This window comes from Pseudomonas sp. St290 (assembly GCF_018325805.1).
In the GTDB taxonomy this organism is placed as follows: domain Bacteria; phylum Pseudomonadota; class Gammaproteobacteria; order Pseudomonadales; family Pseudomonadaceae; genus Aquipseudomonas; species Aquipseudomonas bijieensis.
This window is the reverse complement of the sequence record NZ_AP014703.1, coordinates 6,152,127-6,173,295: the sequence shown is the minus strand read 5'-3', so window position 1 is coordinate 6,173,295 and position 21,169 is coordinate 6,152,127. Positions and strand designations below refer to the sequence as shown.

At 60.7% G+C, this 21,169-nt stretch carries 17 protein-coding genes; 5 read left to right on the top strand and 12 right to left on the bottom strand.

Features of this window, described 5'->3' with window-relative positions; genetic code table 11:
• Positions 1 to 19: 19 nt before the first annotated feature.
• The 11 genes from PBDP_RS27120 to PBDP_RS27070 form a co-directional block, all read right to left on the bottom strand.
• A complete protein-coding gene (locus PBDP_RS27120) occupies positions 20 to 1,246 on the bottom strand; it encodes a multifunctional CCA addition/repair protein (protein ID WP_116833601.1) in 1,227 nt (408 codons plus the stop codon).
• Between the two features lie 63 nt (positions 1,247 to 1,309).
• A complete protein-coding gene (locus PBDP_RS27115; protein ID WP_092255206.1) occupies positions 1,310 to 2,875 on the bottom strand; it encodes a SpoVR family protein in 1,566 nt (521 codons plus the stop codon).
• A complete protein-coding gene (locus PBDP_RS27110) occupies positions 2,872 to 4,143 on the bottom strand; it encodes a YeaH/YhbH family protein (protein WP_003206179.1) in 1,272 nt (423 codons plus the stop codon). Before PBDP_RS27110 ends, PBDP_RS27115 begins: the two co-directional genes overlap by 4 nt.
• 112 nt (positions 4,144 to 4,255) lie before the next feature.
• Positions 4,256 to 6,178 carry a PrkA family serine protein kinase gene (locus PBDP_RS27105; protein WP_109754979.1) on the bottom strand — a complete coding sequence of 641 codons (1,923 nt, stop codon included), beginning with the start codon at positions 6,176 to 6,178 and terminating at the stop codon, positions 4,256 to 4,258.
• A 302-nt stretch (positions 6,179 to 6,480) separates the two neighbouring features.
• Complete coding sequence (glpE, locus tag PBDP_RS27100) at positions 6,481 to 6,810, bottom strand: thiosulfate sulfurtransferase GlpE (protein WP_109754978.1); 330 nt, start codon at positions 6,808 to 6,810, stop codon at positions 6,481 to 6,483.
• Between the two features lie 33 nt (positions 6,811 to 6,843).
• Positions 6,844 to 7,719 (bottom strand): symmetrical bis(5'-nucleosyl)-tetraphosphatase, encoded by an 876-nt coding sequence (locus tag PBDP_RS27095; protein WP_109754977.1) that lies wholly within the window; start codon positions 7,717 to 7,719, stop codon positions 6,844 to 6,846.
• Positions 7,719 to 8,099, bottom strand: a complete 381-nt coding sequence (apaG, locus tag PBDP_RS27090; protein WP_003206172.1) for a Co2+/Mg2+ efflux facilitator ApaG/CorD — start codon at positions 8,097 to 8,099, stop codon at positions 7,719 to 7,721. The genes PBDP_RS27095 and apaG overlap by 1 nt, the downstream gene beginning before the upstream one ends.
• 115 nt (positions 8,100 to 8,214) lie before the next feature.
• Entirely contained in the window at positions 8,215 to 9,033 is an 819-nt protein-coding gene (gene rsmA / locus PBDP_RS27085) for a 16S rRNA (adenine(1518)-N(6)/adenine(1519)-N(6))-dimethyltransferase RsmA (protein ID WP_109754976.1), read from the bottom strand.
• Complete coding sequence (gene pdxA, locus PBDP_RS27080; protein ID WP_176689019.1) at positions 9,030 to 10,019, bottom strand: 4-hydroxythreonine-4-phosphate dehydrogenase PdxA; 990 nt, start codon at positions 10,017 to 10,019, stop codon at positions 9,030 to 9,032. Before pdxA ends, rsmA begins: the two co-directional genes overlap by 4 nt.
• The gene (gene surA / locus PBDP_RS27075; protein WP_162893872.1) at positions 10,016 to 11,332 is read right to left on the bottom strand and encodes a peptidylprolyl isomerase SurA; all 1,317 of its coding nucleotides are present in this window, start codon (positions 11,330 to 11,332) and stop codon (positions 10,016 to 10,018) included. Before surA ends, pdxA begins: the two co-directional genes overlap by 4 nt.
• Positions 11,313 to 14,111 carry an LPS-assembly protein LptD gene (locus PBDP_RS27070; protein ID WP_109754974.1) on the bottom strand — a complete coding sequence of 933 codons (2,799 nt, stop codon included), beginning with the start codon at positions 14,109 to 14,111 and terminating at the stop codon, positions 11,313 to 11,315. Before PBDP_RS27070 ends, surA begins: the two co-directional genes overlap by 20 nt.
• 130 nt (positions 14,112 to 14,241) lie before the next feature.
• On the opposite strand from PBDP_RS27070, the gene PBDP_RS27065 reads away from it, so the two are divergent.
• From PBDP_RS27065 to PBDP_RS27055, 3 genes are read left to right on the top strand one after another with little or no spacing between them, the layout of a single operon-like run.
• Entirely contained in the window at positions 14,242 to 15,267 is a 1,026-nt protein-coding gene (locus PBDP_RS27065) for an aminoglycoside phosphotransferase family protein (RefSeq protein WP_109754973.1), read from the top strand.
• Complete coding sequence (gene murU, locus PBDP_RS27060; RefSeq protein WP_212801542.1) at positions 15,264 to 15,935, top strand: N-acetylmuramate alpha-1-phosphate uridylyltransferase MurU; 672 nt, start codon at positions 15,264 to 15,266, stop codon at positions 15,933 to 15,935. The genes PBDP_RS27065 and murU overlap by 4 nt, the downstream gene beginning before the upstream one ends.
• 1 nt (position 15,936) lies before the next feature.
• On the top strand, positions 15,937 to 16,704 hold the full coding sequence (locus tag PBDP_RS27055; RefSeq protein WP_109754971.1) for a TerB family tellurite resistance protein: 768 nt from the start codon (positions 15,937 to 15,939) through the stop codon (positions 16,702 to 16,704).
• Between the two features lie 79 nt (positions 16,705 to 16,783).
• On the opposite strand, the gene PBDP_RS27050 is transcribed toward PBDP_RS27055, so the two are convergent.
• Positions 16,784 to 17,785 (bottom strand): alpha/beta hydrolase family protein, encoded by a 1,002-nt coding sequence (locus tag PBDP_RS27050; RefSeq protein ID WP_212801541.1) that lies wholly within the window; start codon positions 17,783 to 17,785, stop codon positions 16,784 to 16,786.
• Between the two features lie 74 nt (positions 17,786 to 17,859).
• On the opposite strand from PBDP_RS27050, the gene PBDP_RS27045 reads away from it, so the two are divergent.
• Complete coding sequence (locus PBDP_RS27045; protein ID WP_116833596.1) at positions 17,860 to 20,256, top strand: PAS domain-containing sensor histidine kinase; 2,397 nt, start codon at positions 17,860 to 17,862, stop codon at positions 20,254 to 20,256.
• 121 nt (positions 20,257 to 20,377) lie between these two features.
• Positions 20,378 to 21,007 (top strand): response regulator, encoded by a 630-nt coding sequence (locus PBDP_RS27040; RefSeq protein ID WP_109754968.1) that lies wholly within the window; start codon positions 20,378 to 20,380, stop codon positions 21,005 to 21,007.
• Positions 21,008 to 21,169 lie beyond the last annotated feature (162 nt).

Genomic DNA, 21,169 nt, shown 5'->3' with positions numbered 1-21,169 from the left:
CTGAGCTGCAAACGGGGTGTCAGCCCGCTGATTCCTTATACGCTTTCAATACCCTGAGTCGCTCCCGTTTGATCGCCTCACCCAGCTCCGGACCCTTGAAGCCTTTCTCCAGCAAAGGCTGCACTGCCACTGCGCGGGCCGCCGCTGCTGCGCCGCGCAGATAATCCGCCTGTGGATAACTTCGATTTTCCAGGCCTTTGCGACCACGGGCATCCATCTCGCACGCCGCGATGAACTCCTCGAAGCGCTGAGGCCGACGGTACACGTCAAAACTCTGCAACAGCTCAAGCAAGGTGGACGCCTTCAGCTCAAGCGCACGATGAGCATGGGTGTGATACTGGCCGACCAACAGTGCCAGTTCCTGACAATCGCGCGGTACCTTGAAGCGCTCATTGACCGCTTTGATCAGCTTCAAGCCTTTGTGCTCATGGGCGATGTGCCGCGGCCATTCGTGTTCGGGTGTCAGGCCTTTGCCCAGGTCATGGAGCAGGCAAGCCCAGCGGACGGTCAGGGGTTGCTGGTGCAGTGCCGCCTGTTCCAGCACGCTCAGGGTGTGCAAGCCCGTGTCGATTTCCGGGTGGTGGGCTTCAGGCTGAGGCACGCCGAACAGCGCATCGACCTCGGGCATCAGGACCTTGAGGGCTGTGCAGTCGCGTAGGACCTGGATAAATACCTGTGGCTGTTTTTCCATGAGGGCGCGGGAAATTTCTTTCCAACTGCGCTCAGCCGTCAATGCTTCCAATTCGCCGGACTCACTGAGCTGGCGCATCAGTCCAAGGGTTTCGTCCGCCACCTTGAAGCCCAGCGGTGCATAGCGTGCGGCAAAGCGGGCAACTCGCAAAACTCGGAGGGGATCTTCGGCGAAAGCGGGGGATACGTGACGCAGAACGCGGGCTTCCAGATCGCGTTGGCCGTGGTACGGATCGGTCAGGTTGCCATGGTCATCTTCAGCCATGGCGTTGATGGTCAAGTCCCGGCGAACCAGGTCCTCCTCCAAGGTCACTTCAGGGCTGGCATGGAACACGAAGCCGCCATAGCCTCGACCGCTCTTGCGTTCGGTACGGGCGAGGGCGTATTCCTCGCCGGTCTTCGGGTCGAGGAATACCGGAAAGTCAGCCCCCACGGGGCGAAAACCTTTGGCGAGCATTTCCTCGGCGGTGGCCCCCACGACGACCCGATCGATGTCTGTGACGGGAATGCCCAGCAGGCGATCGCGAACGGCGCCGCCAACTTTATAGATCTGCATAAAAAACCTCCGTTGATCCGACAGGATAACCTTTGCGTCGGACCTCCGGAGGCGAAAACGGGATCAAAGATGAATGACCGCCAGGTCCAGGCGGCCATAGTCTCCTTCGGCTTGTTCGCCTTTGGGAGGTACATGATGGGTTTTCATCACTTGGTCGCCTTGCAGGGTTTCCAGGTGGATGTCGAAACCCCAGAGCCGGTGCAGGTGCTTGAGCACTTCATCGGTGGAGTCACCCAGTGGTTTGCGGTTGTGCGCCTGGTGCCGCAGGGTCAGCGAGCGATCGCCGCGGCGGTCGATGCTGTAGATCTGCACGTTGGGCTCGCGATTGCCCAGGTTGTACTGCGCCGCCAGGGTTTCGCGGATGATGCGATAGCCGCTCTCATCGTGAATGGCGGGCACTACCAAGTCATCTTTCTGGTCATCATCCAGAATGCTGAACAATTTCAGGTCGCGGATCACCTTGGGCGAGAGGTACTGCAAGATGAAGCTTTCGTCCTTGAAACTGCTCATGGCGAATTTAATGGCGGACAACCAGTCCGAACCGGCGATTTCCGGGAACCAGCGACGATCTTCCTCGGTGGGGTTTTCGCACATGCGGCGGATGTCGCGGTACATGGCGAAACCCAGTGCGTAAGGGTTGATGCCGCTGTAGTACGGGCTGTCGAAACCAGGTTGGAACACCACGCTGGTGTGGGACGTCAGGAACTCCATCATGAAGCCGTCGGTAACCAGGCCCTCGTCGTACAGGTCGTTCATCAGCGTGTAGTGCCAGAACGTGGCCCATCCCTCGTTCATGACCTGGGTTTGGCGTTGTGGATAGAAATACTGGGCGATCTTACGCACGATACGCACGATTTCCCGCTGCCACGGTTCCAACAGGGGCGCATGTTTTTCAATGAAATAGAGAATGTTCTCCTGGGGCTCGGCAGGAAAACGGGCATTGTCTTTTTCGTTGTACTTGTCTGCACCCTTGGGAATGGTGCGCCACAGATCGTTGATCTGTTTTTGCAGGTGCTCTTCGCGGTCCTTTTGGCGCCGGCGTTCTTCTTCGGCGGAAATCGGATACGGCCGTTTGTAGCGGTCCACGCCGTAGTTCATCAGGGCGTGGCAGGAGTCCAGGAGGTCCTCCACCGCGTCGATGCCATGGCGCTCCTCGCACTGCATGATGTACTGCTTGGCAAACACCAGGTAATCGATGATCGAGCTGGCATCGGTCCAGGTGCGGAACAGGTAGTTGCCCTTGAAGAAGCTGTTGTGCCCATAGCAGGCATGCGCCACCACCAGGGCCTGCATGCAGATGGTGTTTTCCTCCATCAGGTAGGCGATGCAGGGGTCGGAGTTGATGACGATCTCATAGGCCAGTCCCATCTGGCCTCGACTGTAGGATTTCTCGGTACTGAGGAAGTGCTTGCCGTAGGACCAGTGGTGATAGCCCAGCGGCATGCCGACCGACGCATAGGCGTCCATCATTTGCTCGGCGGTGATCACCTCGATCTGGTTCGGGTAGGTGTCGAGGGCGTAGCGGTCCGCGATACGGCTGATTTCGCGGTCGTAGGCCTTGATCAGCTCGAACGTCCATTCGGAGCCGGTGGAAATGGGCTGGCGCTTCTGCTCTTTTTTGGCGGTCATGTCACTAACCTGCGCTGGAAGAGTTCACGGAAGACCGGGTAGATATCCCCGGCCGAGACCAGTTGCTGTTGGGCAAATGTGTCGGAAAAAGCTTCGGCTATCCGTTCGTATTCGTACCACAGGGCCTGGTGTTCGCGTGGAGTAATCTCCACATAAGTGTAGTACTGGACGAATGGCATGATCTGGTTGATCAGGATGTCGCGACAGATCGGTGAGTCGTCATTCCAGTTGTCGCCGTCCGACGCCTGGGCTGCGTAGATGTTCCATTCGTTGGCGGGGTAGCGTTCGGCCATGATCTCCTGCATCAGCTTCAGGGCGCTGGAGACAATGGTGCCGCCGGTCTCCCTGGAGTAGAAGAATTCCTCTTCGTCCACTTCCCTGGCGCTGGTGTGGTGGCGGATGAACACTACATCGATCTTGTCATAGTTCCGCTTCAGGAACAGGTACAACAGGATGAAGAAGCGTTTGGCGATGTCCTTGGTGGCCTGGGTCATGGAGCCGGATACGTCCATCAGGCAGAACATCACCGCCTTGGAGCTGGGGTTTGGCTGTTTCACCAGCAGGTTGTACTTGAGGTCGAAGGTGTCGAGGAACGGTACGCGGTGGATGCGTGCGCTGAGTTTCTCGATTTCCGCTTCCAGGTCCTGAATATCGCCAAAATTGTCGGGTTCTTCGCGTTTCAGGCGGGCCAGTTCTTCCTTGGCCTCGCGCAGTTTTGCCCGGCTGCTGCCTGACAGCGCGATACGCCGTGCGTGGGCGGAGCGGAGGGTGCGGATGATATTGATGCGTGACGGATTGCCTTCATTGCTGATACCGGCCCGCACGGTCTTGAAGGTGTCGGTGCCGGTCAGGTTGCGCTTGACCAGGTTCGGCAGTTCCAGGTCCTCGAACATGAACTCCAGGAATTCCTCCTGGGTGATCTGGAACACGAACTCATCCATGCCTTCGCCGGAGTTGCCGGCTTTACCGGGCCCTTTGCCGCCACCACCACCCTGGGGACGGGGGATGTGCTCGCCACTGGTGAATTCCTTGTTGCCTGGGTGCACGACGGTCTGTTTGCCGCCGCGGCCATGGTGAAGCACCGGCTCGTCGATATCGCGGCCGGGGATGCTGATCTGTTCGCCGTGCTCCATGTCGGTAATGGAGCGCCGGCTGACCGCCTCTTCGACGGCCTTCTTGATGTGGTCACGGTAGCGCCGCAGAAACCGCTGGCGGTTCACCGTGCTCTTGTTCTTGCCATTAAGGCGTCGGTCGATCACATAGCTCATAGGCCCCTCCGGGGGAGCTTCAAGTCGTAAGCCTCAGGCTGCAAGAGGAGTGGCGTCGAGCCTTGGGCTCAACGCCGTTCCTTGCAGCTTGTAGCTAGAAGCTTGCCGCTGCTTACTGCGATTTCCGGACCCGCAGGTACCACTCGGAGAGCAGCCGTACCTGTTTGTCGGTGTAGCCACGTTCGACCATGCGTGTAACGAAGTCGTTGTGTTTTTGCTGGTCCTCCTTGCTGGCCTTGGCGTTGAAGCTGATGACTGGCAGCAGGTCTTCGGTGTTGGAGAACATTTTCTTCTCGATGACCACCCGCAGCTTTTCATAGCTGAGCCAGGTTGGGTTCTTGCCGTTGTTGTTGGCCCGGGCGCGCAGCACGAAGTTGACGATCTCGTTGCGGAAGTCCTTCGGATTGCTGATGCCTGCCGGTTTCTCGATTTTCTCCAGCTCTTCGTTGAGGGCCACGCGATTGAGTATTTCGCCGGTTTCCGGGTCGCGGTATTCCTGGTCCTGGATCCAGAAGTCTGCGTACAGAACGTACCGGTCGAAGATGTTCTGGCCGTATTCGCTGTAGGACTCCAGGTATGCGGTCTGGATTTCCTTGCCGATGAACTCGATGTAGCGCGGGGCCAGGTACTCCTTGAGGAAGCGCAGGTAACGCTCGCGGGTTTCGGCCTGGAATTGCTCCTGCTCGATCTGCTGTTCCAGCACATACAGCAGGTGAACCGGGTTGGCCGCGATCTCGTGAGGGTCGAAGTTGAAGACCTTGGACAGGATCTTGAACGCGAAGCGTGTGGACAGACCGTTCATGCCTTCATCGACCCCCGCGTTGTCGCGGTATTCCTGGATCGACTTGGCCTTCGGATCGGTGTCCTTGAGGTTTTCACCGTCGTACACACGCATCTTCGAATAGATGTTGGAGTTTTCCGGCTCCTTGAGGCGCGACAGCACCGTGAACTGGGCCAGCATCTTCAGCGTGTCAGGGGCGCAATGGGCCTTGGACAGCGAGCTGTTGAACAGCAGCTTGTCGTAGATCTTCACTTCGTCGGTCACCCGCAGGCAGTACGGCACCTTGACGATGTAGATCCGGTCGATGAAGGCCTCGTTGTTCTTGTTGTTGCGGAAGGTATGCCATTCCGACTCGTTGGAGTGAGCCAGCAGGATGCCGGTGAACGGAATGGCCCCCAGGCCCTCGGTGCTGTTGTAGTTGCCTTCCTGGGTGGCGGTCAGCAGGGGGTGCAGCACCTTGATGGGCGCCTTGAACATTTCGACGAACTCCATCAGGCCCTGGTTGGCCCGGCACAGCGCACCCGAGTAGCTGTAGGCATCGGCGTCGTTCTGTGGGAATTCTTCCAGTTTGCGGATATCGACCTTGCCCACCAGGGCCGAAATATCCTGGTTGTTTTCGTCGCCCGGCTCGGTCTTGGCCACTGCGATCTGGTTAAGGATCGAAGGGTAGAGCTTGACCACACGGAACTGGCTGATGTCACCACCGAATTCGGCGAGGCGCTTGGTGGCCCATGGCGACATGATGGTATTGAGGTAGCGGCGTGGAATGCCGAAGTCTTCCTCGAGGATCGCGCCGTCCTCTGTGGCGTTGAAGAGGCCCAGGGGCGATTCGAACACCGGCGAGCCCTTGATCGCGTAGAAGGGCACTTTTTCGATCAGTTGCTTGAGTTTTTCGGCCAGGGACGATTTACCGCCACCCACGGGGCCGAGCAGATAAAGGATTTGCTTCTTCTCTTCCAGGCCTTGGGCGGCATGGCGGAAATAGGACACGATCTGTTCGATGCATTCTTCCATCCCATGGAAGTCTGCAAAGGCCGGATAGCGGCGAATCACCTTGTTGGAAAAGATTCGCGAGAGCCTCGAGTTGGTCGAGGTATCCAGCAGTTCCGGTTCTCCGATTGCCAGCAACAGACGCTCCGCAGCCGATGCGTAGGCGCTACGGTCCTGTTTGCAGAGTTCGAGGTATTCCTGCAGCGAGTATTCCTCCTGCCGCGTGGACTCGAAACGTTGCTGGAAGTGGCTAAAAATACTCATGACGTCACCTCGCTCGATACGTGGAGCCGGTGGCGGATCAATCAGTCGATGCTGGTCAGCCGCTGGTGGAACCCAGCTGCTGTTTACCCCCCAGAATGCTTTCAAGAATGCAGGCTCTTGAAAGCTTACTCCCGATGACCCGTGCGCCGGTGTACCGGCTCTCCCCTGTTTTGGATGGCCTGAGGCTAAGGATAGTTCGGAATCGGAGAGGTAAAGGTGGAATACGTAATTAGTTGTGGCAGACCGTTCGTCTGCCAGTGCTCAAGCCCACGGTTCTCGCGGGCTTGGGACGGCATAAAAAATTATTCGTGAGTGCCTTTCGCTATTTCTGAAGGATAAGTCGTACGCCACAACTCAAAACCGCCGTCCATGCTGTAGACGTCACTGAAGCCCTGGCTGACCAGGTAGGCGGCTGCGCTCTGGCTGGAGTTGCCGTGATAGCAGACCACCACGGTAGGTGCGTCGAGGTCGGCGGCCCGGATGAAGTCGGCGATGGAGTGGTTATCCAGATGCCTGGAACCACTGATATGCGCAGCCGCAAAAGTGGCTGGGTCGCGGACGTCGACGACGACTGCGCCTTGCTCGCGCAGGGCCTGGGCCTGTTCCGGGGGGATGCGTTTGAATTCGGTCATGAGGACTCCTGTAGCGCTGAAACGCAACGCCGGTCAAACGGCAGTGCCGGCCGGCAATGGTGCAGTGGTCGGGTGATGGATTTTAGCGTGGCCCTGCTCGTCGCAATCGCAACGCAGTTGCTCGAAAGTATCGACGTTCATCAGCGTCATGGCACTGCCCCACACGCAACCGGTATCGAGCGCGAAGACGCCGGGCTCGTCGGATTGGCCTCCCAATGCCGCCCAGTGCCCGAAAATGATCTTCAGGTGACGGGTCTTGCGCTCGCTGTGCTTGAACCAGGGGGCGTAGCCAGGCGGCGCGGTCTCGATGCCTTCCTTGCCCTTGAGATCGAGCTTGCCGTCGCGGGTGCAGAAGCGCATGCGCGTGAAGTAATTGGTGATGACCCGAAGACGGGCACTACCGGTGAGGTCGTTGTCCCACTTGACCGGCTCGTTACCGTACATGCCATCCAGGTAGGGGGCGAACAGATTGTCGTCGCGCAATGCCTGCTCGACCTCGCCAGCGCACTTGAGTGCCTTGCGCAGGGACCATTGGGGCGGGATGCCAGCATGGACCAGCGCCAGGTTGCGCGCTTCGTCGTAGTGCATGAGCTTTTGCTGGCGCAACCACTCCAGCAGCTCGACGCAATCGGGGGCCGCGAGTATTTCGTTCAGGGTATCGGATTTTTTCAGGCGTTCGATGTTCTGCCAGGCGGCCAGCAGATGCAGGTCGTGGTTCCCGAGCACGCACACCAGCGACTGGCGGATGCTGTAGAGAAAACGTAACGTCTCGAGGGACTGCGGGCCACGGTTGACCAGGTCACCCACCAGCCACAGCGTGTCTTTTTGCGGGTCGAACTCGACGCGCTCCAGCAGGCATTTGAGCGGGTCGAGGCAGCCTTGCAGGTCACCGACCGCGTACGTGGCCATTAGTGCAGGGCTCCGGGCACGGCCAGGCGAAAGGGCTTGATGACGGCGTCGAAGCGTTTGCCGTCCTCGGCCAGCATCTGGTAGGTGCCCTGCATGGTACCGACCTTGGTCGTCATCACCGTTCCGCTGCTGTAGCTGTGGCTTTTGCCGGCGTCGATCAACGGCTGTTGGCCAACCACGCCTTCTCCACGCACTTCTTCGACATGGCCATCGCCGTCGGTGATGATCCAGTGCCGCGACAGCAGCCTGGCGGGCAAGGAGCCGTTATTGCGCACGGTAATGCTGTAGGCGAAGGCGAAGCGGTCATGCTCGGGTTGCGACTGTTCTGCCAGAAAACGTGTGGTGACGCTGACGTCGACCTGGTAACGAGGATCGGACATGCAAAAAGGCCTTAAAAGCGAAGCGGGACGCGGGCGCGACTCAGACGATCAGTCTAGGCCAAGTATCGGGTAGTAGGCCAGACTGGCGTACTGCCCGATAGCGATCGTCGTCCGCTCAGTTGGCGTCGACTTGCGGGGCGACCTGTTCGCTGAGCTTGTCGGCCAGGCGCACGAAAGCTGCCAGGTCCAGTTGCTCGGGGCGCAGGCTGCCATCGACGCCGGCGGCTTCGATTTCAGCGCTGCTGAGCAACAGTTTCAAGGTGTTGCGCAAGGTTTTGCGTCGTTGGTTGAACGCTTCGCGCACCACCCGCTCCAGCAGGCGATGATCCTTGGCCGGGTGCGGCAGCACGGCATGAGGCACCAGGCGGACGATGGCCGAGTCGACCTTCGGCGGCGGGTTGAATGCGCCCGGGCCGACGTTGAACAGATGTTCGACCCGGCAATGGTACTGGACCATGATCGACAGCCGACCCCAATCGCCACCACCCGGGCCGGCGGCGAGGCGCTCGACCACTTCTTTCTGCAGCATGAAGTGCATGTCGCGGATCAGGCTGGCGTTGCTCAGCAGGTGGAAAATCAGCGGCGTGGAGATGTTGTACGGCAGGTTTCCCACCACCCGCAGGCTGCTCGGCGCGGCGTCCAGGCTATTGAAGTCGAACTTCAGTGCGTCGCCCTGGTGCAGGTTGAAATTGCTCCTGCCGGCGAACTGCTGGTTGAGGATCGGGACCAGGTCCTTGTCCAGTTCCACCACGTCCAGTTGTGCGCCGCTGTCGAGCAGGCCTTCGGTCAGGGCGCCCTGGCCCGGTCCGATTTCCAGCAGGCGATCGTCGGGCTTGGCCCGGATGGAACGCAAGATGCGATCGATCACGCCGGCGTCATGCAGGAAGTTCTGGCCGAAGCGCTTGCGCGCGCGGTGTTGGTATTGCTCGGTCATAAATGGGTCTCGGCCATCTGGTAGGCGGTTTCCAGCGCGACTTGCAGGCTGCCGGTATCGATCTTGCCGCTGCCGGCCAGGTCCAGGGCGGTACCGTGGTCCACGGAGGTGCGGATGATCGGCAGGCCCAACGTTATGTTGACCGCTGCGCCGAAGCCTTTGTACTTCAGCACGGGCAGGCCCTGGTCGTGGTACATCGCCAGCACCGCGTCGCAGTGCTCCAGATATTTTGGGGTAAACAGAGTGTCGGCAGGCAGCGGGCCACGCAGGTCCATGCCCTCGCTGCGCAAGCGCTCCAAGGTGGGTTCGATGATGTCGATTTCTTCACGGCCCAGGTGTCCGCCTTCACCGGCATGGGGATTGAGCCCACAGACCAGGATGCGTGGCCGGGCGATGCCGAATTTTTCCTGGAGGTCGGCGTGCAGGATGCGCGTGACCCGCTCAAGGCGTTCCGGGGTGATGGCGTCGGCGATGTCCCGCAAGGGCAGGTGAGTGGTCACCAAGGCCACACGCAGGCCGCGGGTCGCGAGCATCATCACCACTTGCGCGGTGTGGGTCAGGTCGGCCAGGAATTCGGTGTGGCCGGAAAAGGCAATCCCGGATTCGTTGATCACGCCTTTGTGCACCGGAGCGGTGATCATGCCTGCGAAAGTCCCGTCCAGGCAGCCTTCGCCTGCGCGGGTCAGAGTTTGCAGGACGAACGCGGCGTTGGCCTTGTCCAGCTGCCCGGTGACGACCGGCGCGCCCAGGGACGTATCCCAGACGTACAGGCTGTTGGCGGGCGCCGGGACATTCGGCCAGGCTTGCGGTGTTACCGGCAGCAGGTCGACGACCACCCCCAGCTGCGCGGCCCGCTCAAGGAGCAGGTCGCGACTGGTAATGGCAATCAGGGGATACGGCTGGGGTTGCGAGGCGAGCAGCAGGCACAGGTCGGGACCGATGCCGGCTGGTTCGCCGGGTGTCAGCGCGAAACGCTTGGGTTTCACTGCGCTGCCTGGTCTGCACCAGGGAGTTTGATTTCAACGTAGGCTTCGTCGCGAATCTGACGCAGCCAGGTTTGCAACTCTTCGTCGTATTTGCGGTTGCGCAACACGGTCATCGCCTGTTGTTCGCGAGCCTGGGTGGTGCTGTCGGTGGCGCGGCGGCCAAGGACTTCCAGCACGTGCCAGCCATAAGGGCTCTTGAACGGTTTGGACAGCTGGCCTTGCGGGGTGTCGGCCATGACTTGGCGGAACTCCGGAACCAGTGCATTCGGGTCGACCCAGTTCAGGTCGCCGCCGTTGAGGGCCGATCCCGGGTCTTCCGAGAAACTCTTCGCCAGTTCGGCGAAGTCTTCGCCCGCTTCGATGCGGTCGTAGAGTTTCTCCGCCAGACGCTTGGTCTCGGCTTCGCTGCGGATTTCACTTGGCTTGATCAGGATGTGGCGAACGTGCACTTCGTCACGGACCTGGGTTCCGCCACCGCGTTTTTCCAGCACTTTCAGGATGATGAAACCGCCGGGCGTACGAGCTGGCTGGGTGATGTCGCCCACGGCCATGGCGCTCAGTTCACGGTCGAACGGAGGCGGCAGTTGAGCAGGCTTGCGCCAACCCATGTCGCCGCCTTCCAGGGCATTGTCGCTGCCCGACTTGGCAATGGCCATCTGGCCGAAGTCAGCGCCTTGCTTGAGCTGCTGGTAGACATCCATCGCCTGGCGATAAGCACTCTGGATCGCTTCGGAGTTGGCGCTTTCCGGGGTAGGAATCAGGATGTTCGCCAGGTGCAGTTCTTCGGAAAGCTGCATTTTGCCCAGGTCGGACGCGAGGAAATTCTTCACTTCCTGCTCGGACACCTGGATGCGTTCGGCGACACGGCGCTGGCGCACACGGCTGATGACCATCTCGCGGCGGATCTGATCGCGGGCGTCCTCGTAGGAGAGGCCGTCGCGAGCCAGGGCGGCGCGGAACTGGTCGATGCTCATGTTATTGCGCTGGGCAATGGTGCCAACGGCCTGGTTCAGTTCTTCATCGGTGATGCGAATACCGGAACGCTCACCGATCTGCAACTGCAGGTTTTCAACGATCAGGCGTTCGAGCACTTGCTGGTCCAGTACACCCGCTGGCGGCAAGCCACCGCCGCGCTTGGCGATGGTTTGCTGCACTTCATGGACGCGCTGGTCCAACTGGCTCTGCATGACCACGTCGTTGTCGACGATGGCCACTACTTTATCGATGGACTGCACCGCGGCGTTGGCCGCGGTACCCAGGAACAGCGCGCCCAGCATCAGCGGGCGCAGACAATCAGAAAGCTTGATCTTCACGTTCACGATAACCTTGGATGCCTTTGTCGAGGAAACTCTCTACCTTGGTGCCGGTAAGACCGCCGAGTCCCTTCAGAACAATTTGGAGGAAGATGCCGTGGTCGCCTTTTTCGTTTTCCGGGGCGGCTTGACTGAACTCTTCATAGTCGACCCAGTAACGGTTGATCAGGCGCAGTTTCCAGCAGCAGTTGTCGTATTCGAAACCACCGAAGGCTTCCAGGGTACGGTTGCGGTTGTAGTCATACTGCCAGCGGCTGATGGCGTTCCACTGCGGCACGATCGGCCAGATGACCGAGAAGTCGTGCTGCTGAATCTTGTAGTAGTCCTTCACGTAGCCCGGGGTGCCCGGGGTGCCATAGTCGCCGCCGCCCACGGACCATTGGCCAGTGGTCTGGTCGTAACGGACCTGGTCGTTGCGATAGCGATAACCGGCGTTGATGACCTTGTTCGGGTTGTCTTCCGGCTGATAGTGGAACATCGCACTGCCCGAGCGCGGGCTGCGAGTGTCCGGATCCCAGTTATAGGTAGCCGTGGTGCGCCAGTCGCGGTTCCAGCGGAACTCGTATTCCAGTGCGTATGGCGATACATCTGACTTGGCATCTTCACGCGTGTTGAAGTCGATGCCCGGCAACTGGACTTCGCGGTCCTTGAAGTACAAGGCCTGGCCGACGCTGATACGCTGGCGTTCGAAACCATTTTCCTGGATCCAGCGGCTGGTTATGCCCAGCGACAGTTTGTTCTCGTCGCCGACACGGTCGGAGCCCGAGAAACGATTGTCACGGAACAGCGAGGAGTAGCTGAAGGTGTACTCACCGGTGTCGAACACAGGGATATCGCTCTGGTCTTTCTCAGGTACGTAGAGATAGAACAGGCGTGGTTCCAGCGTCTGGCGATAGTTGGTGCCGAACCACTGGGTATCACGGTCGAAATACAGGCCGCTATCGATGCTGGCGATTGGGACGCCGCGGCTCTGGCTGCCGCTGTAAGTGCCGCGCAGACGATCAGTTTCGGCGGATTGCGCGGCGATCTGGGATTTGCCAATGCCGTCCAGATCCAGGTCGTATTGGGTGTATTGGTATTTGAGCGACGGCGTGATGAAGCCGTAGGTGGCTTCCATCGGCAGGCTCATTACCGGCGCCAGATTCAGGCGAGTGCCATTAGCCCGGGCCAATCCGCGAACGTTGGAGTCCAGCCTCGGCTCGGAGTTGCCGTCTTCGTCGGTGTAGGTGCCGGTCCGCAGGTCACGATCAAACCGCACCAGTTCTGTCTTGTAAGCGAGGTCCAGGCCATATGGGTGTTGCGGCAGTTCACCGATGAAGGTGATCTGAGGCAAGCGGTTGTAAGGCGTGATCTTCGAAATTGTCGCCATTTGGTAGGCTTGGGCATTCACCCGCGCCGTGTAGCTGTCGCCGCGATAGCTGACTGCGCCTTGTTGATTGACGTAATCATTGGATTCGATGCCAATCTGATCGCTTTCAAGATCCTGGAAATAGTATGGATCGCTGATCTTGGTGTAGTCGACTTCCGTCAGCACGCGCGAATCGAGGCCGCCCTTGTGCTGCCAGTTGTACATATAGCGGGTCTTGTCGTAGTCGCTCTGCCCGCTGCGCTCATCGTCTTCGTCGTTGAGGTACGCCGCGCCGAACTGGCCTTCGCTGGATTTGGTCAGGTAGCGGAACTCGCCTTCCATCAACAGGCCGCGCTTGGCCATATAGCGCGGATACAACGTGGCATCGTAGTTCGGCGCCAGGTTGAAGTAGTACGGGGTGACCAGCAGGAAGCCGGTGTCGCTGCTGCTGCCGATGGTCGGCGGCAGGAAGCCGGACTGGCGACGGTCGTCGATCGGGAAATAAATATAAGGCGTGTACAGGACTGGAATGTCCTTGACCCGCAACGTCACGTTGGTCGCGGTACCGAAGCCGGTGGCCGGGTTCAGGGTGATGTTGTTGCCCTTGAGCGTCCAGGCGTTGCTGTTCGGTTCGCACGTGGTGTACGTACCATCCTTGAGACGGATGATCGCGTTCTCGGCGCGCTTGGCGTACAGCGCGTTACCGCGGATGCGCGACTTGTGCATCACGTATTCGGCGTTGTCGACCTTGGCTTCGCCGGTGTCCAGCTGCACATCGGCGTGGTCGCCGACGATCAGCGCGCCGTTGTCGCGAACGCGCACGTTGCCGCTCAGCTCACCACGGTTCTCGGCCTGGTACAGGCTCGCCTCATCGGCTTCGACCTGCATGCTGCCCTGGCGCATGACCACGTCACCGGCCAGGGTCGCCACCTGTTCTTCCTGCTGATAGCGTGACGCCTTGGCGCCAAGGAAGGTGGGGGCGTCGCTCTTGGCCGTCTTGTCGTTCATGCCAGGACGAGTCGGTTCGATGTAGGCGCCCGAGCAGTAAGGGCCGGTCTCAGCCAATTGCGCAGGCGTGAGGTTCTCGCGCGGAACCCAGTCGAGGTGACTGTAGTCTGCACTGCGCGACTTCAGGCCGCGGCCCTTGGCTTCGGTAACGAGCATCGGCTTTTCGCCGACTTCCTCGCCCGAGCTGCTGTCGGCTGGAGCCGCGCCGCTGTCGGAAACCGCACTGCCGTCATGCACGGGACGCGGCGGCAACGCGGCGGCCGGTGTCTTGGGCGCACAGTCCCAGGCACCCGAAGCGGAGACGGAGCAGTCATACTGCTGCGCCGCGACGACGAATGAAGAGGCCAGGGGTTGCAGAGCCAGCAGACTGCCGGTGACCAGCAACGGAAATTTTTTACGAAACGCGGGGGATTTCAATGCCATCTTATTAGTCCGGGCTTCCTGCGTGCCATCTGCCCGCGGTGTGGGCCGCACGCCTCTCGATGGTCTGAAAAAGATGCTGGATAATAAAGCATGACCCGCTTGACGGCTAGCGCCGTCGGAGACCCTTGCAATGCCCGACCAAGATGTACGCTTGCAACACCTGAAAGTTTGGCTCGATGAGCAACTGCCGATCCTTTTCACTCAACAGGGCTGGGGCACCGTACCCCCGGCCACGTTGACCGCCGCCAGCAGTGACGCGAGTTTCCGGCGTTATTTCCGCTGGGAAGGCGAGGGCCGTAGCTTGATCGTAATGGATGCGCCACCGCCCCAGGAAAACTGCAAACCCTTCGTGGATATTGCTTTTTTGCTGGCTAAATCCGGCATTAACGTGCCGAAAATTTATGCCGAAGACCTCGAGCGCGGCTTTCTTTTGCTCAATGACCTGGGCAATCAGACCTATCTGGACGTGATCAACGGCGAAAATGCCGATGATTTATTCGGCGATGCCCTGCAAGCCTTGCTGGCTTTCCAGCAATTGCCGATGGTCGCGCCGCTGCCGAGCTACGATGTCGCGTTGCTGCGTCGGGAGCTGGAATTGTTCCCCGAGTGGTACGTCAAGCGCGAGCTGGGCATCGAGTTCGACTCGACCCAGCAGCAACTCTGGCAACAGGCCTCCGAGCTTTTGATCGACAGCGCCCTGGCCCAGCCCAAAGTGCTGGTGCACCGCGACTACATGCCGCGCAACCTGATGCTCAGCGCACCGAATCCTGGCGTGCTGGACTTTCAGGATGCGGTCTATGGCCCGGTTACCTACGACGTGACCTGCCTGTTCAAGGATGCTTTCCTCAGTTGGCCCGAGGCCCGCGTGCGGGGCTGGCTGGAGAATTACTGGCAACAGGCTGGCGCCCTAGGCATTCCAGTCCAGCCGGATTTCGAGGATTTCCTGCGGGCCAGCGACTTGATGGGTGTGCAGCGTCATCTCAAGGTCATCGGGATCTTCGCGCGTATTTGCCATCGTGATGGCAAGCCACGTTACCTCGGTGATGTGCCGCGGTTCTTTGCTTATATAGAAGCGGTCATCGCCCGTCGTCCGGAACTGGCTCCGCTCGATGAACTGCTTGGCAGCCTGCGGCAATCGGCTGGAGCGACGGCATGAAGGCGATGATCCTGGCGGCGGGCAAGGGCGAGCGCATGCGCCCCCTGACCCTGACCACGCCAAAGCCGTTGATTCGTGTGGGTGGCATTCCCTTGATCGAATACCACCTGCGCGCCCTCGCCAGGGCCGGCTTCACCGAGATCGTGATCAATCACGCCTGGCTCGGCCAGCAGATCGAAGATCACCTGGGAGACGGTTCACGGTTTGGCGTGAGTATTCGGTTTTCGCCCGAAGGCGAGCCGCTGGAGACCGGCGGTGGAATCTTCCGGGCCTTGCCGCTGTTGGGCGATGAAGCGTTCGTGGTGGTAAACGGCGATATCTGGACCGACTACGATTTCAGCGCGTTGTGCAGGCCGCTAAAAGGGCTGGCGCATCTGGTGTTGGTCGATAATCCGGAGCATCACCCAGACGGCGATTTCATCCTGGCCGACGGAAAGGTTCACGATGGGCGAACGCCTGCCGACAACCTGACCTATAGCGGCATTGCCGTCCTGCATCCGCGTTTGTTCGACGGTTGCACGGGCGGTGCGTTCAAGCTCGCACCGCTGTTGCGCGCGGCCATGGCCGAGGAGCGCGTCAGTGGCGAGCACCTGAAAGGGCATTGGGTCGATGTCGGTACCCACGAACGTTTGGCGCAGGTCGAAACCTTGATAGAAGCGAGCGGTTGATATGTGGTGGCCAGGGACTCTGATTGGAGCCGGGGCGGGCTTTGCCATAGCCAGCATTCCGGGGGCCATGCTTGGGGCGTTGTTGGGACAGGCCCTGGATCGGCGCCTGAACCTGCAGGGCTGGGCGCAGGTACGGGAGCGTCTGGGTGGACGCCCGGCACTGCGCAACGATGAGTTGTTGTTTGTATTGCTGGGGCGCCTGGCCAAATGCGATGGGCGCGTGGTCGACGGTCACATTCAGCAGGCTCGCCAGGAAATGCGAGCCCTGGACTTGAGCGAGTCGGCGCAACGCCGGGCGATCGCGGCGTTCAACCGAGGCAAATCCGGGAACGATCACTTACGCGGTTATCTACGTCGCCTCAGCACTCAGCCGCATGCGGCGGAAGGTGTGCTGCGGGCCTGCTGGCGGATGGTCTGGGCCGATGGGCGGGCGGGGCCAGGTGAGCGTGAATTGATTGCCCGGTGGGGCAAGTGGCTGGGCTGGACGCAGCAACAAGTCCAGGCATTGGCGGGCGAATACGAACCGCAGAAACTGGCGCCGCCCAGCAGTGGCATAACGTATCAGGAGGCGATGCGTTTGCTGGGGGTTTCTGCTACCAGTGAGCCGTCGCAGATCAAGCGGGCCTACCGACGCCTGCTCAGTCGTCACCACCCGGACAAGATTGCTGGCAGCGGGGCGACGCCATTGCAGGTTCGCGAGGCCACCGACAAGACTCGGGAGCTGCATAACGCCTATCGCTTGATTCGCGAACGGCGGGATTTTCGCTAGCCCTGCGGGGGAGCAAATGTGGCGAGGGGATAAATCCCCTCGCCACATTCTGTTTCCGGCCTGATGTCTGCCGTGATTCTCATTCACCCGGTTTCTGCGGATTCAACCAACCCCGAACCCGACGAAACAGCTGCTCCTGCTCTGCCGACGGGTTCGGCAAGGCCTTGAGGGACACCTGGCTGAAAGTCGAACCCTTCAAGCGTTTGCTTGCCTGCAAGCGCTCCAGTGCCGCGTTGCGATCCAGCGCCTTGTCCATGTAGAAAATGTCGGCGGTCGCCAGTTTCAAGGTCGGGGTCAGTTCGGCCAGGGCAGGCTTGGCGGTGACCGGAGTCTGGGCGGCGACCATCACGAAGCGTTCGACTTGCGAGGGCTGTTTTTCGCTCAAGTAGCGCGCTGCCCAATAAGCACCGGTGCCATGGCCCAGCAGTACGATGCGGCGGGCACTTTGCTGTTCGGCGTAGGCCAGTGCCGCGTCGATGCGGGCGAAAATACGCTCGGCATCGGCCTTGGCGTGTTCTTCATCGGTTTGGGCGACGACCGGATCGGTCGCGTCGGCTTCTCCTCCCGCCACCTGCTCGATCGGTGCTGCGGTGGTGGCGTCCGGTGCTGCGGCTGCGGCTGCGGTGTCGGCCGGTTTGGTCTCCGGTGGCGTTTCCACCACGCGCGGTGCAATGACGTCGCTTTGCAGGTCTGGCAGGGTGATACTCAGGCTGCTCCACTCAACATCGGGCAACTTTTTACGCAAAGGGCCGATAACTTGAGGCCAGTCAGCTGTTTCACCGGCGCCGGGGATTATGATGACTGCGCCCTTGGGGTCGCTGGTATTGGCCGGTTTCCACAGCGCCAGGAAGGCATCGCTGCCGGTCTGTAATTGTTGCTGTTCCTGGGCCGGGACTTTTCGTTCAAGTGCGGTCGCTTCTTCCTGGCTACGCTCGAGCAAAGGCTGGCGCTCGACGGGCTTTTCCTCGGCAGGTTGTTCCGCGGCGGCGGGTGCCGCTTCGCTGGCCTGCACAGAAAAGGCACTTGGCAGGATCAGCGACAGGCACAATGCTGGCAACGCCAGGCGATAAACAGAGGGCATCGGATATTCCATGACCAGAAGTATTTCCGGCAGCCTAATGGGTTGGTCAGTATTTGTCAGTGCATGAGACTTCGATGATGCGTTTTTGCTGCCTGTGGGTTATCGGCTGTTTATGGCTTCCCTTGATGGCGTGGGCTGCGCCCGCGCCGTCGGCGCACGGGGTGCAATTGAATGCCGGGCAGCGCCAATGGCTGGTGCAACATCCGCAATGGCGGGTCGGCCTGGTATTGCAGGCACCCTATGCGCAATACGACCGGCGTTTGCAGCGTTTGTCCGGCACCAACGTCGAGTTGATGCAATGGCTGGGCAAGGCGCTGAACGTCGAGCTGACCTGGCGCAATTTCCAGGACGTGGCGCAACTGGAAGCGGCGGTGCGCGCCGGCGAGGTGGACGTCGCTCCGGGCCTGACCCAGTCCCCGAGTGGGCTCAAGCTCTGGCAGTTTTCCGATCCCTACATGCGCGTGCCGCAATTGATCGTCGGCGGACAGAAAGGCGCCGAGGGGGTGGAGTTGGAAAAGCTCGACACCCAGGCCCGGGTCGCGGTACGCATGCCCAGCGCCACGGCCGATTACCTGCGCAGCAACTACCCAACGCTGAATCTGCAAGGTGTGCCGATGGAGCGCGAGGCCCTGCAATTGTTGCTGACCCAGCAGGCGCGATATGCGGTGGTCGATGAGGCACAGCTCGGGCGGTTGATGGTCGAGCCCGAATTCGCCGAGTTGGCGGTGGTGGGCGACATCGGCCTGCCGCAGTTGCTACGGGTGGCCACGCGCCGGGACTGGCCGGAACTGGCCGAGATCATCGACAGCGGTTTGCAGGCGATCCCCGCCAAGGAGCTGGAGCAACTGCACAGCCGTTGGCTCAAGCCGAAATACCCGCGTCTGACCGAGACTCCGGGTTTCTGGCAGAACCTGACCCTGCTGATGCTGGCCCTGTTGCTCAGCAGCGTTGCCATCGTGTTCTGGCAGCGCCGCCAGCAACGCGCACTGGAGCGCCGCCTGCGTGCCGCGCGGGAGGACATTGCCCAGCGTACGGCCAGCGAGGAAGCCTTGCGCCTGACGCAGTTTTCCATCGATCAAAGCACGGTCGGTATCCTATGGGTCAATTGGGACAGCCACGTGCGTTATGCCAACCGAGCGGCGGAGACCATGCTCGGCTATGCGCCGGGTGCCATCATCGATCGGCCCTTGATCGACTTCGAGCCCGGCCTGCACATGGATCGCTGGCTCAATTTGTGGAAGCGCGCCCGGGCCAGTGACGAAGGGCCGCAAAGTTTCGAGACCGAATGCGTGCGTGCCGACGGCAGCATCCTGCCGGCCGACGTGTCCTTGAGTTTTTTGCGCTTTCGCGACGCCGAATACCTGGTGGTTTACCTCAACGACGTGACCGAACGCCGGCGTGCATTGGCGGCGCTGCGTGAAAGCGAGGCGCGCTTGCAAGGCATCGCTGCCAACGTGCCAGGCCTGGTCTTTCGCCTGGAGCGGGCACCCGTGACCGGCCAGATCGATTTTGCCTACATCAGCGAAGGCAGCGAAAGCCTGGTGGGCTATTCCCCCGCGACCCTGGCCCGCAGCGACACCGGGCTGCGCAGCCTGGTGCATCCGCAGGACAAGGCCGACTATCACCGTACCCAGGACCAGGCGCTGGACACCGACAGCGACTGGTCATGGCAGGGCCGCATCCTGACCCGTGAAGGTCAGGAGCGCTGGGCCGAGATCAAGGCGATCACCCGTCGTCTCGAAGATGGCGCCTACGTCTGGGACGGTATCGTCTGGGACATCACCGCAAGCAAACGTATCGAACTGGAACTGGCCAGCTCCCGGGAGCAGTTGCGCGAGTTGTCGGCGCACCTGGAAAGCGTGCGGGAAGAGGAAAAGGCGCGTATTGCCCGGGAAGTCCACGACGAGCTGGGTCAGATGCTGACGGTGTTGAAACTTGAAACATCCATGTGTGAATTGGCCTACGCACAACTCGACCCGGGCCTGCATGAGCGGCTTAACAGCATGAAGCGCCTGATTGCCCAGTTGTTCCAACTGGTGCGGGACGTGGCGACGGCGTTGCGCCCGCCGATCCTCGATGCGGGCATTGCCTCGGCCATCGAATGGCAGGCGCGGCGCTTCGAGGCGCGTACGCAGATCCCGTGCCTGGTGCAGGTGCCGGACAACTTGCCAGCCCTGAGCGACGCCAAGGCCATCGGCCTGTTTCGGATTCTCCAGGAGGCGCTGACCAATGTGATGCGCCATGCCCAAGCACATACTGTGGAGCTGACGCTGGTTCAGGAAGGCGACGAATTGTGTCTGACAGTCAGCGATGACGGTGTAGGCTTCATTGCCAATACAGGTCGGTCAACCTCCTTTGGCCTGGTCGGCATGCGTGAACGGGTGTTGATCATGGGGGGGCGGTTGACCCTGGACAGTGAGCCCGGGGAGGGGACGACCCTGTCGGTGCGGGTGCCGTTGCATGAGGCCTGATCGGTGGGCCGCCTGGGCGGACCCTATCGCGAGCAGGCTCGCTCCCACATTGATTGAGATGTACATATAACCCTGTGGGAGCGAGCCTGCTCGCGATGAGATTCTGAATCTGGAGAACAATGTGATCCGTGTACTGGTAGCCGAAGACCACACCATCGTCCGCGAAGGCATCAAGCAGTTGATCGGCCTGGCCAAGGATCTGGTGGTGGTCGGGGAGGCGAGCAATGGCGAACAGTTGCTCGAGACCTTGCGCCAGGTGCCCTGCGAAGTGGTGCTGCTGGACATTTCCATGCCGGGTGTCAACGGCCTGGAGGCGATCCCGCGGATCCGGGCGCTGAATAATCCGCCAGCCATTCTGGTGCTGTCGATGCATGACGAGGCGCAAATGGCCGCCCGTGCGCTGAAGGTCGGTGCAGCTGGCTACGCGACCAAGGACAGCGACCCGGCCCTGCTGCTCATGGCGATTCGCAAGGTCGCGGCCGGCGGGCGTTACATCGACCCGGACCTGGCCGACCGAATGGTCTTCGAGGTCGGCCTGACCGACACCCGCCCGTTGCACTCGCTATTGTCCGAGCGTGAATTCTCGGTCTTCGAGCGCTTGGCCCAGGGCGCCAACGTCAACGACATCGCCCAGCAACTGGCCCTGAGCAGCAAGACCATCAGTACCCACAAGGCGCGGTTGATGCAGAAGCTCAACATCACATCATTGGCGGAGCTGGTGAAATACGCGATGGAGCACAAGCTGCTCTAAACTCGCCGCAATCTCCTGTGGGAGCGAGCCTGCTCGCGATGGCGTCGGACCATTCAGTATCGATGTTGGCTGACACGCCGCTATCGCGAGCAGGCTCGCTCCCACAGGGGAATGCACTGACATACCTATTTGCGACACGCCCCAACACCGCTTTTCACCCCT